Raw genomic sequence first — 13,672 nt, forward strand, 5'->3', positions numbered from 1 at the left:
GCCGTTCAGGCGGGTTTGTCGCCGTCGTCGGAACTGGCGGTTTCCAGCGCCGCCTCGACCGCGACGGGGGTGGCCGAGGGGGCGATGACGGCGAAGCTCTGGTCCAGGACCGGGGTCGGGCGGCGGGTGCGGCGCCAGCCGGCATAGAAGGCCAGCATCGCCAGGAGCAGGCCGATATAGACCCAGAACCCGTCCGGGCCCAGGAGCGACATCAGCCAGCCGGTGATGAGCGGCCCGGCCATGGCGCCGACGCCGTTGATGAACAGCAGGCCCGCTGATGCGGCGGCCATGTCGCTTTGGTCCAGGAAGTCGTTGGTATAGGCCAGAAGCAGCGAATAGACCGGATTGGCCACGCCGCCGATCAGCGCCGCGCCCAGCAGCAGGCCCCAGATCCCCGGTTGCAGCGTCACCGTGGCCAGGCTGACCACCGCGCCCAGCACCGACAGGCCCAGCACGATGAAGCGCCGGTCGCCGTGGTCCGAAAGCCAGCCGATCGGATATTGCAGCAAGAGCCCGCCGGCATAGATCGCCGCCACGAAGGCCGAGATCTCGCGCACCGAGAGCCCCTTGGTCGAGCCCCAGACCGAGGCCATGCCGAACAGCGCCGAGAACACCCCGCCCATCAGGAAGATGCCAATGCAGCCCAGCGGCGAGGCGCGGAACAGGCTGCCGAAGCTCATCCGCTTCAGCGTCGAGAATTGCGGCGCGGGCTGGGTCGAAAGCAGGATCGGCAGGAAGGAGAAGCTGACCAGCACCGAGGGGATCACGAACAGCAGGTAGCCCGCCGGGTCGGCCGTATTCATCAGGAACTGCGCCGTGATGATGCCCAGCATCTGCATGATCATATAGGCCGACATGGCCTGGCCGCGGTTCTCGTTGGTGGTGCCGGCGTTCAGCCAGCTTTCCGCGGTGATGTAGACCCCCGAGAAGCAGAAGCCGATCAGCAGCCGCATCAGCGCCCAGGCGATCCAGTGCGGCGCCGCCGCATAGAGGATCAGCACCGACGAGATCAGCGAGCCGAGCGCGGCAAAGACCCGGACATGGCCGACCTTGCGGATCAGTTCGGGCACCACGCGCGAACCCAGCAGGAAGCCGCCGAAATAGGCGGCCATCACCACCGACATCTGGGTGGTCGAGATGTTCTCGATCTTGCCGCGGATGCCCAGCAGCGTGCCCTGCATCCCGTTCCCGACCATCAAGAGCAGGATGCCCAGAAGCAGCGGCCAGGTGGTGCGCAGGACGGTCAGCATCACGGATCCTTCGGAATCAGCAGGGAGGCGTCGCCATAGCTGAAGAAGCGATAGCCCGATTCCACCGCGTGATGATAGATGCCGCGGATGCGGTCCTGGCCCATCAGGGCGCTGACCAGCATCAGCAGCGTCGATTTCGGCAGGTGGAAATTGGTCATCAGCGCATCCGTCACGCGAAAGCGATAGCCGGGATAGATGAAGATTTCGGTAACGCCCTGGAACGGATGCACGATTCCGTCCGGGGCGGCGGCCGATTCGATCAGCCGCAGCGCCGTGGTGCCGACCGGGATCACCCGCCCGCCCTGGGCGCGGGTGGCGTTGATCGCGGCGGCCGCCTCGGGCGTGACCTCGCCCCATTCGCCGTGCATCTTGTGCGTCGTCACGTCCTCGACCTTGACCGGCAGGAAGGTGCCGGCGCCGACATGCAGGGTGACATGGGCGAAGCGCACGCCGCGCGCCGCCAGCTGACCAAGCAGGGCGTCGTCGAAATGCAGGCTGGCGGTCGGCGCGGCAACGGCGCCCGAGCGCCGCGCCCAGACGGTCTGGTAATCCTGACGGTCGGCATCGTCCGGGGCGCGCAGCGCGGCGATATAGGGCGGCAGCGGCATGGCGCCGACCTGGGCCAGCGCGGCGTCGAACGCCGCGCCCGTCGCGTCGAAGCGCAGGGTCAGCTCGCCTTCGGAAATCCCGGCCACCTCGGCCGACAGCGCCTCGCCAAAGCGGATCACCTCGCCGGGCTTCAGCTTGCGCAGCGGCTTGGCCAGCGCCTTCCAGCCATCGGCCGCGGGCTCCAGCAGCGTGACCTCGACCTTCGCCACCGCCTCGCCCTGCGGGGTCGGGCGCGCGCGGGTTCCGGTCAGCCGCGCCGGGATGACCTTGGTGTCGTTCAGCACCAGCAGGTCGCCCGGCCCCAGCAGGTCGGCAAGGTCGCGCACGTGCAGGTCGCGAATCGAATCGCCCTGGGCCAGCAGCAGCCGCGCGGCGGTGCGCGGCCGCGCCGGGCGGGTCGCGATCAGCCCCTCGGGCAGGTGAAAGTCGAAATCGTCCAGCTTCATGGGCTTAGGTTCTGTCCGGGCCGCCGAGGGGCGTCAAGGCAGGCGGTCATCACAAAGTGAAAAACTCGGGCTTTACTTATCCGAGGGAATGAGTAAGTTTTGGCCAACCGAGGTGAGTAAATGATCGTCTGCCACTGCACCCAGATTTCCGACCACGACATCAAGGCCGCGATTGACTGGATGCGTGCCGCCGACCCCGAGACGATCATCACCCCTGGCAAGATCTACCACGCACTCGGCAAGCGGGCCGATTGCGGGGGCTGTATGCCATTGTTTCTGGACACCATGCGCGGATGCGATAATCTGGCTGTGCCCCCGATCCTGCGGGGGCTGAAAGCCAACCGCACAGGGGTAAGCCATGAAGGGCGACGCAAAGGTCATCGAGTATCTCAACGCAGCGCTACGGTCTGAACTCACCGCGGTCAGCCAGTACTGGTTGCATTATCGCCTGCAAGAGGACTGGGGTTACGGCAAGATCGCCGACAAGTCCCGCGGCGAATCCATCGAGGAAATGCATCATGCGGACCGCCTGATCCAGCGAATCATCTTCCTGGAAGGCCATCCGAACCTGCAAAAGCTGGATCCCCTGCGGATCGGCCAGAACCTCAAGGAAACGCTGGAATCCGACCTGGCGGCCGAATACGACGCCCGCACGCTTTACATCGAGGCGCGGGAATATTGCGACAAGGTCGGGGATTACGTCAGCAAGAACCTGTTCGATTCGCTCCTGACCGACGAAGAGGGGCATATCGACTTCCTCGAAACCCAGCTGGGCCTCTACGAAGAGATCGGCGCGCAGAACTACGGCCAACTCAACGCCAAATCCGCCGACGAGGCGGAATAGGGCCCTGGACCGGGGGGTCTTTGCGGCCCCCTTCGATCCCGGCTCAGCCCAGCCAATCGGCGGCCAGCCCCGGCAGGTCGTCGAAATGCGCCAGCATCGCCTCGGGCGCCAGCCGGCGCAGCGCCTCGCCCTCGGGGCCGAAGGCGACCAGGGCCACCCGCACGCCGGCGGCGGCGGCGGTCCTGCGGTCGGTCTCGGTGTCGCCGACCAGGAAGGATTGCGCCACCATGCCGCCCGCGGCCTCGACCGCTGCGGCATAGGGTCGCGGGTCGGGCTTGCGCACCGGCAGCGTGTCGGCGCCGATCATCGCGGCAAAGCGGTCGCGGATGCCCAGTTCGCGCAGCAATGTCTCGGCCAGGGCCTCGGGCTTGTTGGTGCAGACCGCAAGGCGGTGGCCGGCCGCGGCCAGCCGGTCCAGCGCCGCCTCGGCGCCGGGGTAAAGCCGGGTATGGATGGCGATCGCCTCGCCGTAATGGGCCAGCAGGCGCGGATAATCCTCGTCCTCGGCGCCGGGCGGCAGCAGCCTGTCGCCGGGCAGGCGGCCATAGCCGGCGCGCAGCATGGCCCGGCCGCCGTGAAAGGCGATCAGCGCATCCTCGACCGGGTCCAGCAGCGCGCCCAGGCCGCGCGCCGCAAAGCAGGCATTGGCCGCCGCGATCAAGTCGCCCGAGGTATCGGCCAGCGTGCCGTCCAGATCGAAGACCACCGTTCCCACCATGCTGTAACCTTCCGTCAAGATGTTTGATCTGCCGGGGTCTTTCCCGGCTGCCGCCCTCTAGGTAGAACGCCCGGCAAGGATAAGGAACAGGCAAGAGGGCAGAGATGACCGATAAACCCGTCGCGCTGATCGTGCTGGCCGCCGGACAGGGCAGCCGCATGCAGTCGGACCTGCCCAAGGTGCTGCACCGGCTGGGCGGCCTGCCGCTGGTCGCCCATGCGCTTGCCGCCGGCCGGACGCTGGAACCCGAGGCGGTGGTCGTCGTCGCCGGCCATGGCGCCGAGGCGGTGGCCAAGGCCGTGGCCAAGCTCGACCCCGAGGCGCAGATCGCCCTGCAGCAGGAACAGCTGGGCACCGCCCATGCCGTCAGCCAGGCCCTGCCGGCGCTGGAGGGTTTCGCGGGCCGGGTGATCGTGCTTTACGGCGACACCCCCTTCATCGGGCAGGAAACGCTGGCAAGCCTTGCCGCCCATCCCGCCGATGTGGTGGTGCTGGGCTTCGAGGCTGCCGACCCCGGCCGCTACGGCCGCCTCGTCACCGGCCCCGAGGGGCTGGAGCGGATCGTCGAATACAAGGATGCCGACGAGGCGACGCGGGCGATCCGCCTGGTCAATTCCGGCGTGCTGGCGGCGGATGCGGCCTTGCTGCGCGAATTCCTGCCCCGGATCGGCAACCGCAATGCGGCGGGCGAATATTACCTGACCGACATCCCCGGACTGGCCCGCGCCGCCGGCCACCGGGTCGAGGTCGTGACCTGCGACGAAGCCGAGACGCTGGGCATCAACACCCGTGCCGAACTGGCGCAGGCCGAGGCCGCCTTCCAGGCCCGCGCCCGCGCCCAGGCGCTGGAGGACGGCGTGACGCTGAGCGACCCCGCGACGGTCTGGTTCGCGCTGGACACCTGCATCGGCCGCGACGCGGTGATCGGGCAGAACGTGGTCTTCGGCCCCGGCGTGACCGTGGAAAGCGGCGCCGAGATCCTGCCCTTCTGCCACCTGGAGGGCTGTCATGTCAGCGCCGGCGCCACGGTCGGCCCCTTTGCCCGGCTGCGCCCCGGCGCGGAACTGGGCGGCGACGTGCATGTCGGCAATTTCGTCGAGATCAAGAATTCGGTGCTGGACGAAGGCGTCAAGGTCGGCCACCTGACCTATCTGGGCGATGCCCATGTCGGCGAGGCGACGAATATCGGCGCCGGCACCGTGACCTGCAATTACGACGGTGTCAGCAAGCATCGGACCGAGATCGGCGCCCATGCCTTCATCGGCTCGGACACCATGCTGGTCGCGCCGGTCCGGGTGGGGGCGCGGGCGATGACCGGCTCGGGCTCGGTCATCACCCAGGACGTGCCGGACGACGCGCTGGCGCTGGGACGCGCCAAGCAGGTGGTGAAGCCGGGCCTCGCCACGCGGCTGATGCAGGCCCTGCGCCAGAAAAAGGGGAACTGACATGTGCGGCATCATCGGAATCCTGGGCGATCACGAGGTTTCGCCGCAACTGGTCGAGGCGCTGAAACGGCTGGAATACCGCGGCTATGACAGCGCCGGTGTTGCGACCGTGGACGCCTCGGGGCGGCTGGACCGCCGCCGCGCCGTGGGCAAGCTGGTGAACCTGTCCGACCGGCTGGTGCATGAGCCGCTGACCGGGCATGCCGGCATCGGCCATACCCGCTGGGCCACCCATGGCGCCGCGACCGAGGCCAACGCCCATCCCCATCGCCGCGGCCCGGTCGCCGTGGTCCATAACGGCATCATCGAGAACTTCCGCGAGCTGCGCGACGAGGTCACGCGGCTGGGGATGCAGCCGGAATCGCAGACCGATACCGAGACCGTGGCGCTGCTGACCGCCTGGCACATGGACCAGGGCCTTTCGCCCGTCGAGGCGGCGCGGGCCACGCTGGCGCGCCTGCACGGCGCCTTTGCGCTGGCCTTCCTGTTCGAGGGCGAGCCCGACCTGATGATCGCCGCCCGCAAGGGCAGCCCGCTGGCCGTGGGCCATGGCACGGGCGAGATGTTCCTTGGCTCGGACGCGGTGGCGCTGGCGCCCTTCACCGACCGCATCACCTATCTGGAAGACGGCGACCACGCCATCATCCGCCGCGCGGGGGCCGAGATCTTCGACGCCGAAGGCCGCCCCGCCAATCGCGAGATCCAGCAGATCGACGTGGGCGCGACCCAGATCGACAAGGCCGGCTACCGGCATTTCATGGCCAAGGAGATCGCCGAGCAGCCGGTGGTGCTGGGCGACGCGCTGAACCACTACATCAAGGGCGACCGGATCGTGCTGCCCGAGGCGCTGGATTTCCGCGACGTGGACCGGCTGGTGCTGGTCGGCTGCGGCACCGCCTTCTATGCCGCCCATGTCGCCCGCTACTGGTTCGAGGGGCTGGCCGGCCTGCCCTGCGACCTCGACGTGGCCTCCGAGTTCCGCTATCGCGAACCGCCGCTTTCGCCGAAAAGCTGGGCGCTCTTCGTCAGCCAGTCGGGCGAGACGGCGGACACCCTGGCCGCGCTGCATTACGCCCGCGACAAGGTGGCGCGCACGGTGGGGGTGGTGAACGTGGGCACCTCGGCCATCGCGCGCGATGCCGACATCGCCCTGCCGACGCTGGCCGGGATCGAGGTCGGCGTCGCCTCGTCCAAGGCCTTCACCTGCCAGCTTGCGGTGCTGGCGGTGCTGGCCTTGAAGGCGGCGCGGGATCGCGGCCGCATCTCGGAGGCCGAGTTGGCCGCGCATCTGGCGGACCTGCGCGCGCTGCCGGGGCTGCTGAACCAGGCGCTGGCGGTCAGCGACGAATGCCGACGCCTGGCCGGCTGGCTCGGCGAGGCGCAGGACGTGCTGTATCTGGGCCGCGGCGCGCTTTACCCGGTGGCGCTGGAGGGGGCGCTGAAGCTCAAGGAGCTCAGCTATATCCATGCCGAGGGCTATGCCTCGGGCGAGCTGAAGCACGGCCCGATCGCGCTGGTCGACCGCAACGTGCCGGTGGTGGTGCTGGCGCCGCGCGACGCGCTGTTCGAAAAGACCGTCTCGAACATGCAGGAGGTGATGGCGCGCCACGGGCAGGTGCTCCTGATCTCGGATGCCGAGGGGCTGGAGACCGGCGGCCATGGCATGCGGGCCGGGCTGGCGATGCCCGCGGGCGGCGGGCTGTTCCAGCCCATCCTTTACGCGGTGCCGATGCAATATCTGGCCTATCATACCGCGGTGGCGAAGGGCACCGACGTGGACCAGCCCCGCAACCTGGCGAAATCGGTGACGGTGGAATAGGGCGGGTCGGCAGTCGGGGTACGGGAAGTTACGTTTAACCAAGCTTGCAACGTCCCATCGAGAAGCCGGGGATCGAGCGGCGCTGCTGGACCGGGCAATATATCGATTGGGCCGTCAGAGTTACCGGCGGCGCTACTGCACCACCTGGAGCTTTGCAGGGCCGTGCCCTGCTCGATGATCCGAACCCGTTCGAGAGCTATTCTTGCGGAAGAACCGGAACCCCGGCCGACCGCGGTATTGCAGGTCTTTGCCGGGCGACAGACCTGCGGCTTAGCCTTGATTCCCGCGCTGCGCGGATGCTTGTCCCGCAATATCGGGCTTCAGGAGGCACACGCCGATCCCTATGCCGCCGGGGTCGAGAACGATTCGGTTCTTGCGGTGAACCGGCGCGGCATCCGCTATCAGGAAGGCGATATGTTGTCGGGGCGGCAAAACTCATGTGCCGGCCGGCAGAAGCGGGCGATGCCAATGGCGGGTTCATTTGCGGGCTGGCCCGGTTCAACGGCCAGGATGTCGGCAAGGCGGTGCGCTTCTGAGAGAAGGCGGCCAAACAGGGTAATATCGGCTCAAAGAACTTTCCAAGCGCAGTTTTCCTTAGCGGCAACGCATCCGCAGGGATCGCCGGAGATAGCGCGAAAATGCGTGGCTCTTTCGAGAATACGGCCGATGCTGGCAATACGCCGGGTTTCTATCAACTCACGCAGATGGACGCCGCAGCCGATGCGAAAAGCACCCCTCAACGCCGCGGAGGCCAGCAAGTTCGCCTCGCGGCCAGCGGTGCGTGGCATGCGCGAGGCTGCTCGCCCTGCGCGACCAGCTGGCGCAGATGAACGCTGGGAACATTCTCGTTGGCAGGCCAAGGCCAGGACCGGTGTGCCCATGGCCCATGCCCTCCGAGCGCCCGAAAGGGCATGCGTCACCTGGCGGCAACGTGAGGGCCCAGAGGGCACGACGGGATCTCATGAAAGAGATACCCGGACGCTGTGCCACGGGTGACGCCCAAGCCGTATGCTTCCGACCCTGCCTTCGGCATCGGCCTGGCGCTTGCCGACTTTGCGCGCCCCGGCGCTACGCAGGGGATCTCCTGCATGCCGATCGGGAAGATCGAAATCCGCGGCGCGAAATGCCTGCCTGCGACCAGCATCAGACAGGCCGTCACCCCTTTCGAAAGGCCCTGCCTCGGCCTGCCGGAGTTCAACGCACGCTATAGGTCGTGACCGAACTCTATATCAAGGCGGGGGCTGATCACATCGCGCGTCTATCTGTCCGCATAGAACTGGCGCCGCGGCATGTTGCAACTAGCCGCGGCCGAAGGCGGGATCGAAGCCGCGGGGTTCCGCAACTGTCAGGGCGTGAAGATGACGCTGAGCGTCCTCACGCCGTGCGAATGCATCGGCAACCCCTGGAGGTCGGACCCACATGGATTCATCGGTGATCCGATCCACCAAATGCGGTGACTAAACCGGCTAAGCCGGGTTTTCCTCGACGATGACAAGATCGCGCTCGGCCGCCTCTCGGGCGTGGTCCAGCGCCGCCTGATACTCGGCCGAACGATAGCAGGCCACCGCATCCTCGACGCTGGGAAAGCGCGCCACCACGTTGCGGGCGCGGTCCTTGCCTTCAAGCTGTACATAGCGCGAGCCGCGGGCAAGAAAGACCCCGCCATGCGCGGCGATCGCCGGACCCGCCAGCCGGGCATATTCGCCATAGGCCTCGGGGTCGGTCACGTTGACATGGGCGATCCACAGCGCGGTCATGCTTTCTCTCCGATCAGGGTTTCGACGGCAGCGATCGCGCTGTCGGCAGCGGCAAGGCTGGGCGCCCCGCCCTGGGCGCGGTCGGGCCGGCCGCCGCCGCCCTTGCCGCCAAGCGCAACCGTCGCGGCCTGCACCAGTTCGACGGCGCTGATCCGGCCGGTCAGGTCAGGGGTCACGCCGGCCGCCACCGTCGCCTTGCCGTCCGCCTCGGCCAGCACCACCACTGCGCCCGAACCAAGCCGCGACTTCATCTCGTCGACCAGCGGACCAAGCTCCTTGCCGCTCACCCCCTCGACGCGGCGGGCGATCAGCTTGACGCCGTTGATCTCACGCGGCTTGTCCTCGGAGCCGCCGCCCATGGCCAGCTGGCGCTTGAGCTGCGCAACCTCGTTGGCCAGCGCCTTGCGCTCATCGGCCAGGGCGCGAACCTTGTTCACCACGTCGCCGGTCTGCGCCTTGAGGATGCCGGCGATTTCATTGAGTTCGCCATCCACGCGGCGCAACTCGTCCATCGCCGCCTGGCCGGTCAGCGCCTCGATGCGGCGGATGCCGGCGGCGGATGCGGTTTCCGAGGTCAGCGCGAACATGCCGATGTCGCCGGTGCGCGCGACATGCGTGCCGCCGCAAAGCTCCAGCGAATAGGTCTGGCCGCCGGTGCCCTTGCCCGAGCCCGGCAGATCGCCCATCGAGACCACGCGCACCTCGTCGCCATATTTCTCGCCGAACAGCGCCTGCGCCCCCAGGGCGCGGGCGTCGTCCGGGGTCATGATCCGGGTCTCGACCGGGCTGTTCTGGCGGATGAAGTCGTTCACCTCGCGCTCGACCCGCACCAGTTCCTCGGGCGTCATCGCCTTGGCGTGGCTGAAGTCGAAACGCAGCCGGTCGGGCGCGTTCAGGCTGCCGCGCTGCGCGACATGTTCGCCCAGGGCGCGGCGCAGCGCCTCGTGCAGCAGATGCGTGGCCGAGTGGTTGGCGCGAATGGCGCTGCGGCGGTCGTGGTCGACGGAAAGCTGCGCGCCCTGGCCGCGCTGGATCGTGCCCAGCGTCACCTCGGCGATATGGATGAAGACGCCGCGGGTCTTTTTCGTGTCGGTCACGCGCGCGGCGCCGGTCTCGGTCTTGATCAGCCCGGTATCGCCGACCTGGCCGCCGGATTCGGCATAGAAGGGCGTCTGGTTCACCACGATCTGCACCGCCAGGCCCTCGCCCGCCTCCTCGACGGCGGCACCATCCTGCACCAGCGCCAGGATCTGGCCCTCGCTGATCTCGGTGTCATAGCCCAGGAACTCGGTCGCGCCATGTTCTTCGGCGATGTCGAACCAGATCGCGGCGTCCTTGGTCTCGCCCGAGCCGGCCCAGGCGGCGCGGGCCTTGGCCTTCTGCTCGGCCATCGCCGAATCGAAGCCGGCGGTGTCGACCGCGCGGCCCTTTTCGCGCAGCGCGTCCTGGGTCAGGTCCAGCGGGAAGCCATAGGTATCGTAAAGCTTGAAGGCCGCCTCGCCCGGCAGGTTCGCCCCCTCGGGCAGCTTCGCCAGCTCGTCGTCCAGCAGCCGCAAGCCGCGGTCCAGCGTCTGCTTGAAGCGGGTCTCCTCCAGCTTCAGCGTCTCCTCGATCAGCGCCTGCGCGCGGCCAAGCTCTGGATAGGCGGCGCCCATCTCGCGCACCAGCGCCGGGACCAGGCGGTGCATCACCGGATCCTTGGCGCCCAGCATATGGGCGTGACGCATGGCGCGGCGCATGATGCGGCGCAGCACATAGCCGCGCCCCTCGTTCGAGGGCATGACCCCATCGGCGATCAGGAAGCTGGTCGAGCGCAGATGGTCGGCGATGACGCGGTGATGTACCTTGCCGGGGCCGTCGGGGTCGGCGCTGGTCGCATGCGCACTGGCCTCGATCAGGCTGCGCATCAGATCGGTGTCGTAATTGTCATGCTTGCCCTGCAAGAGCGCGCCGATCCGCTCCAGTCCCATGCCGGTGTCGATGGACTGCATGTCCAGCGCCCGCATCGAGCCGTCCTCGAACTGCTCGTTCTGCATGAAGACGAGGTTCCAGATCTCGATGAAGCGGTCGCCGTCCTCCTCGGCCGAGCCGGGCGGGCCGCCCCAGATCTGCTCGCCATGGTCATAGAAGATCTCGGTGCAGGGGCCGCAGGGGCCGGTCGGGCCCATCTGCCAGAAATTGTCGCTGGTGGGGATGCGGATGATGCGGTCGTCGGAAAGCCCCGCGACCTTCTTCCAGATGTCCGCCGCCTCGTCATCGGTGTGATAGACCGTGACCAGCAGCTTGTTTTTGGGGATGCCGAAATCCTTGGTCAGCAACTCCCAGGCAAAGGGAATCGCGCCTTCCTTGAAATAATCGCCGAAGCTGAAATTCCCCAGCATCTCGAAGAAGGTATGGTGGCGCGCGGTATAGCCGACATTGTCGAGGTCGTTGTGCTTGCCGCCGGCGCGCACGCATTTCTGCGCGGTGGTGGCGCGCTTGTAGTCGCGGGTCTCGACCCCGGTGAACAGGTTCTTGAACTGCACCATGCCCGAGTTGGTGAACATCAGGGTCGGGTCGTTTCGCGGCACCAGGGGACTCGACTCGACGACCCTGTGGCCGTTGCGTTCGAAATAGTTCAGGAAGGTCGAGCGGATGTCATTCAAGCTGGGCATATCGGGCCTTCATCGCAAAGCGGTCTTTCCGGCCAGAACCGGTGTGCCGCCCGGTCTAGCCCCAGCCATGGCGGCTGTCCAGCAATCCTGCATGGCCTGGCACCGACGGCAGTTTCTTCCTTGTGCAAATATCCTGGGGGAACGCTTCCTGCGCCCCATCCAGGGGCGCAGGAAGCGTGGGGGCAAAGCCCCCGTGCCTCGTCTCGGACACCGACCCGATCGGGGGGTCAGTCTTCGGCCATCACCTCGTCGCCGTCATCCTTGACGCCGAAGTCCAGCCCATGGCTGGCGCGGATCTTGTCCTCGATCGCATAGGCCATGTCGGGATGGTCGCGCAGGAACTGCTTGGCATTTTCACGACCCTGGCCGATGCGCTCGTCGCCATAGGAATACCAGGATCCCGATTTCTCGACCACGCCGGCCTTGACGCCCAGGTCGATCAACTCGCCGACCTTCGAGATGCCCTCGCCATACATGATGTCGAATTCGACCTCGCGAAAGGGGGGCGCGACCTTGTTCTTCACCACCTTGACCCGGGTGGCATTGCCGGTCACCTCGTCCCGGTCCTTGATCGAGCCGGTGCGGCGGATGTCCAGGCGCACCGAGGCATAGAACTTCAGCGCATTGCCGCCGGTGGTCGTCTCGGGGCTGCCGAACATCACCCCGATCTTCATGCGGATCTGGTTGATGAAGATCACCATGCAGTTCGACCGCCCGATGCTGGCGGTCAGCTTGCGCATCGCCTGGCTCATCAGCCGGGCCTGGCTGCCCATCTGCATGTCGCCCATGTCGCCCTCGATCTCGGATTTCGGCGTCAGCGCCGCCACCGAATCGACCACGACCAGGCTGACCGCGCCCGAGCGCACCAGCGTATCGACGATCTCCAGCGCCTGCTCGCCCGTGTCGGGCTGGCTGATCAGCAGCTCGTCCAGGTTGACGCCCAGCCTTTTGGCGTATTGCGGGTCCAGCGCGTGTTCGGCATCGACGAAGGCGCAGACGCCGCCCTTCTTCTGCTCCTCGGCCACGACATGCAGCGTCAGCGTGGTCTTGCCCGAGCTTTCCGGCCCGAAGATCTCGATGATCCGGCCCTTGGGCAGGCCGCCGATCCCCAGCGCGATGTCGAGCCCCAGCGAGCCGGTCGAAGTGGCCTCGATCTCGGCCACCGGGTTGTCGGCGCCCAGCTTCATGATCGAGCCCTTGCCGAACTGCCGTTCGATCTGGGCCAGCGCGCTGTCCAGCGCCTTCTGCTTGTCTGCGGATCGCTTGTCGTTCATGTCGAAAAGTGTTGCCCCTGCCATGCGGTCCTCATGCTTATTTCACACCCCGCCATCCGGGGCAATCAGCGCCCGCCCGCCCTTTTGTTCACGGGATGTTCCTATTTGCGCATCATTGCGCGGAAATGCAAGTCCTGCTTCGCGAATCGGAAGATCTCTCTCTCCTTCCTGGGCCAGGATGCCGCAAAAGGATTAAGAAACGGTTTACACTCCCAGGGCGAATGGCTATCCCGCGCCGTGCCGCAATGGCTGAAAGTTTGCAGGAAATGCTGATATTCTGGGAAAGACGGCTGGTTTTCCTGGCCACGCCGAAAGCAGGATCCACCGCGGTCGAGACCGCGCTCGAGCCCCTCGCCAATGTCGCCGTCCAGCGCCCGGCCGAGCTGAAGCACGCCGATCTGCGCACCTATCGCCGCCATATCGAGCCCTGGCTGCATTCCGTCACCGGCGAGAAATTCACCACCATCGCCCTGATGCGCGAACCGATCGGATGGCTGCGCAGCTGGTATCGCTTTCGCCTGCGCGACGACGGCGAAGACCCGAACCATGCCATGATCGGCCTCAACTTCGCGGATTTCGCGCAGGCCTATGCCGATCCCGCAGGGCCCGACATCGCCCGCGTCGGCGCCCAGGCGGATTTCCTGACCGCGGAAGCGGATCGCATCGATCGCATCTTTCGCTACGAGGACATGGAGGCCTTCACCCATTTCCTCGAGGATCGGCTGGATTGCGCGATCAGCCTGCCCCGCGTCAACGTGCCTCCGGCGGTCGATGTCAGCCTGAATGCCCAGCAGGAATCCCTGCTGCGCAAGGTCATGGCGCGGGATTTCGCGCTTTACGATACGCTTTGATCCAC

At 66.9% G+C, this 13,672-nt stretch carries 12 protein-coding genes; 5 read left to right on the forward strand and 7 right to left on the reverse strand.

Annotation, left to right across the window (positions count from 1 at the left end; translation table 11 throughout):
* Positions 1 to 5: 5 nt before the first annotated feature.
* Together IT40_RS02480 and queA are read right to left on the reverse strand one after the other, a co-directional pair.
* Complete coding sequence (locus IT40_RS02480) at positions 6 to 1,250, reverse strand: MFS transporter (RefSeq protein WP_036750140.1); 1,245 nt, start codon at positions 1,248 to 1,250, stop codon at positions 6 to 8.
* Positions 1,250 to 2,305 carry a tRNA preQ1(34) S-adenosylmethionine ribosyltransferase-isomerase QueA gene (queA, locus tag IT40_RS02485; RefSeq protein WP_036750143.1) on the reverse strand — a complete coding sequence of 352 codons (1,056 nt, stop codon included), beginning with the start codon at positions 2,303 to 2,305 and terminating at the stop codon, positions 1,250 to 1,252. Before queA ends, IT40_RS02480 begins: the two co-directional genes overlap by 1 nt.
* Positions 2,306 to 2,425: 120 nt before the next feature.
* Between queA and IT40_RS27245 the strand changes: the two genes are divergently transcribed.
* Both IT40_RS27245 and bfr read left to right on the forward strand, forming a co-directional pair.
* A complete protein-coding gene (locus IT40_RS27245) occupies positions 2,426 to 2,716 on the forward strand; it encodes a (2Fe-2S)-binding protein (protein ID WP_072461009.1) in 291 nt (96 codons plus the stop codon).
* Positions 2,664 to 3,149, forward strand: a complete 486-nt coding sequence (gene bfr / locus IT40_RS02490; RefSeq protein WP_036750146.1) for a bacterioferritin — start codon at positions 2,664 to 2,666, stop codon at positions 3,147 to 3,149. Before IT40_RS27245 ends, bfr begins: the two co-directional genes overlap by 53 nt.
* 43 nt (positions 3,150 to 3,192) lie before the next feature.
* Here the strand turns inward: bfr and IT40_RS02495 are convergent, their stop codons facing one another.
* Entirely contained in the window at positions 3,193 to 3,867 is a 675-nt protein-coding gene (locus IT40_RS02495) for an HAD-IA family hydrolase (RefSeq protein ID WP_036750150.1), read from the reverse strand.
* A gap of 104 nt (positions 3,868 to 3,971) precedes the next feature.
* Between IT40_RS02495 and glmU the strand changes: the two genes are divergently transcribed.
* Positions 3,972 to 5,312 carry a bifunctional UDP-N-acetylglucosamine diphosphorylase/glucosamine-1-phosphate N-acetyltransferase GlmU gene (glmU, locus tag IT40_RS02500; protein WP_036750152.1) on the forward strand — a complete coding sequence of 447 codons (1,341 nt, stop codon included), beginning with the start codon at positions 3,972 to 3,974 and terminating at the stop codon, positions 5,310 to 5,312.
* Position 5,313: 1 nt separating this feature from the next.
* Positions 5,314 to 7,131, forward strand: coding sequence for a glutamine--fructose-6-phosphate transaminase (isomerizing) (gene glmS, locus IT40_RS02505; protein ID WP_036750155.1), 1,818 nt, complete (start codon positions 5,314 to 5,316; stop codon positions 7,129 to 7,131).
* Between the two features lie 566 nt (positions 7,132 to 7,697).
* On the opposite strand, the gene IT40_RS28255 is transcribed toward glmS, so the two are convergent.
* The 4 genes from IT40_RS28255 to recA form a co-directional block, all read right to left on the reverse strand.
* Positions 7,698 to 7,919 (reverse strand): hypothetical protein, encoded by a 222-nt coding sequence (locus IT40_RS28255; protein ID WP_147307240.1) that lies wholly within the window; start codon positions 7,917 to 7,919, stop codon positions 7,698 to 7,700.
* A 678-nt stretch (positions 7,920 to 8,597) separates the two neighbouring features.
* The gene (locus IT40_RS02515) at positions 8,598 to 8,888 is read right to left on the reverse strand and encodes a DUF1330 domain-containing protein (protein WP_036750161.1); all 291 of its coding nucleotides are present in this window, start codon (positions 8,886 to 8,888) and stop codon (positions 8,598 to 8,600) included.
* Complete coding sequence (gene alaS / locus IT40_RS02520) at positions 8,885 to 11,542, reverse strand: alanine--tRNA ligase (RefSeq protein ID WP_036750164.1); 2,658 nt, start codon at positions 11,540 to 11,542, stop codon at positions 8,885 to 8,887. The genes IT40_RS02515 and alaS overlap by 4 nt, the downstream gene beginning before the upstream one ends.
* 227 nt (positions 11,543 to 11,769) lie before the next feature.
* Complete coding sequence (gene recA / locus IT40_RS02525; protein ID WP_036750166.1) at positions 11,770 to 12,840, reverse strand: recombinase RecA; 1,071 nt, start codon at positions 12,838 to 12,840, stop codon at positions 11,770 to 11,772.
* Between the two features lie 242 nt (positions 12,841 to 13,082).
* On the opposite strand from recA, the gene IT40_RS02530 reads away from it, so the two are divergent.
* Positions 13,083 to 13,667, forward strand: a complete 585-nt coding sequence (locus IT40_RS02530; RefSeq protein WP_036750169.1) for a hypothetical protein — start codon at positions 13,083 to 13,085, stop codon at positions 13,665 to 13,667.
* Positions 13,668 to 13,672 lie beyond the last annotated feature (5 nt).

The organism is Paracoccus versutus, from assembly GCF_000763885.1.
GTDB classification, from domain to species: domain Bacteria; phylum Pseudomonadota; class Alphaproteobacteria; order Rhodobacterales; family Rhodobacteraceae; genus Paracoccus; species Paracoccus versutus.

Bases quoted from the DNA above. Each gene is read 5' to 3' on its own strand.
- IT40_RS02515 (WP_036750161.1), bottom strand. From the start codon at position 8,888: ATGACCGCGCTGTGGATCGCCCATGTCAACGTGACCGACCCCGAGGCC.
- recA (WP_036750166.1), bottom strand. From the start codon at position 12,840: ATGGCAGGGGCAACACTTTTCGACATGAACGACAAGCGATCCGCAGAC.
- IT40_RS02495 (WP_036750150.1), bottom strand. From the start codon at position 3,867: ATGGTGGGAACGGTGGTCTTCGATCTGGACGGCACGCTGGCCGATACC.
- IT40_RS02530 (WP_036750169.1), top strand. From the start codon at position 13,083: ATGCTGATATTCTGGGAAAGACGGCTGGTTTTCCTGGCCACGCCGAAA.
- bfr (WP_036750146.1), top strand. From the start codon at position 2,664: ATGAAGGGCGACGCAAAGGTCATCGAGTATCTCAACGCAGCGCTACGG.
- alaS (WP_036750164.1), bottom strand. From the start codon at position 11,542: ATGCCCAGCTTGAATGACATCCGCTCGACCTTCCTGAACTATTTCGAA.
- glmU (WP_036750152.1), top strand. From the start codon at position 3,972: ATGACCGATAAACCCGTCGCGCTGATCGTGCTGGCCGCCGGACAGGGC.
- queA (WP_036750143.1), bottom strand. From the start codon at position 2,305: ATGAAGCTGGACGATTTCGACTTTCACCTGCCCGAGGGGCTGATCGCG.
- IT40_RS02480 (WP_036750140.1), bottom strand. From the start codon at position 1,250: ATGCTGACCGTCCTGCGCACCACCTGGCCGCTGCTTCTGGGCATCCTG.
- glmS (WP_036750155.1), top strand. From the start codon at position 5,314: ATGTGCGGCATCATCGGAATCCTGGGCGATCACGAGGTTTCGCCGCAA.
- IT40_RS28255 (WP_147307240.1), bottom strand. From the start codon at position 7,919: ATGCCACGCACCGCTGGCCGCGAGGCGAACTTGCTGGCCTCCGCGGCG.
- IT40_RS27245 (WP_072461009.1), top strand. From the start codon at position 2,426: ATGATCGTCTGCCACTGCACCCAGATTTCCGACCACGACATCAAGGCC.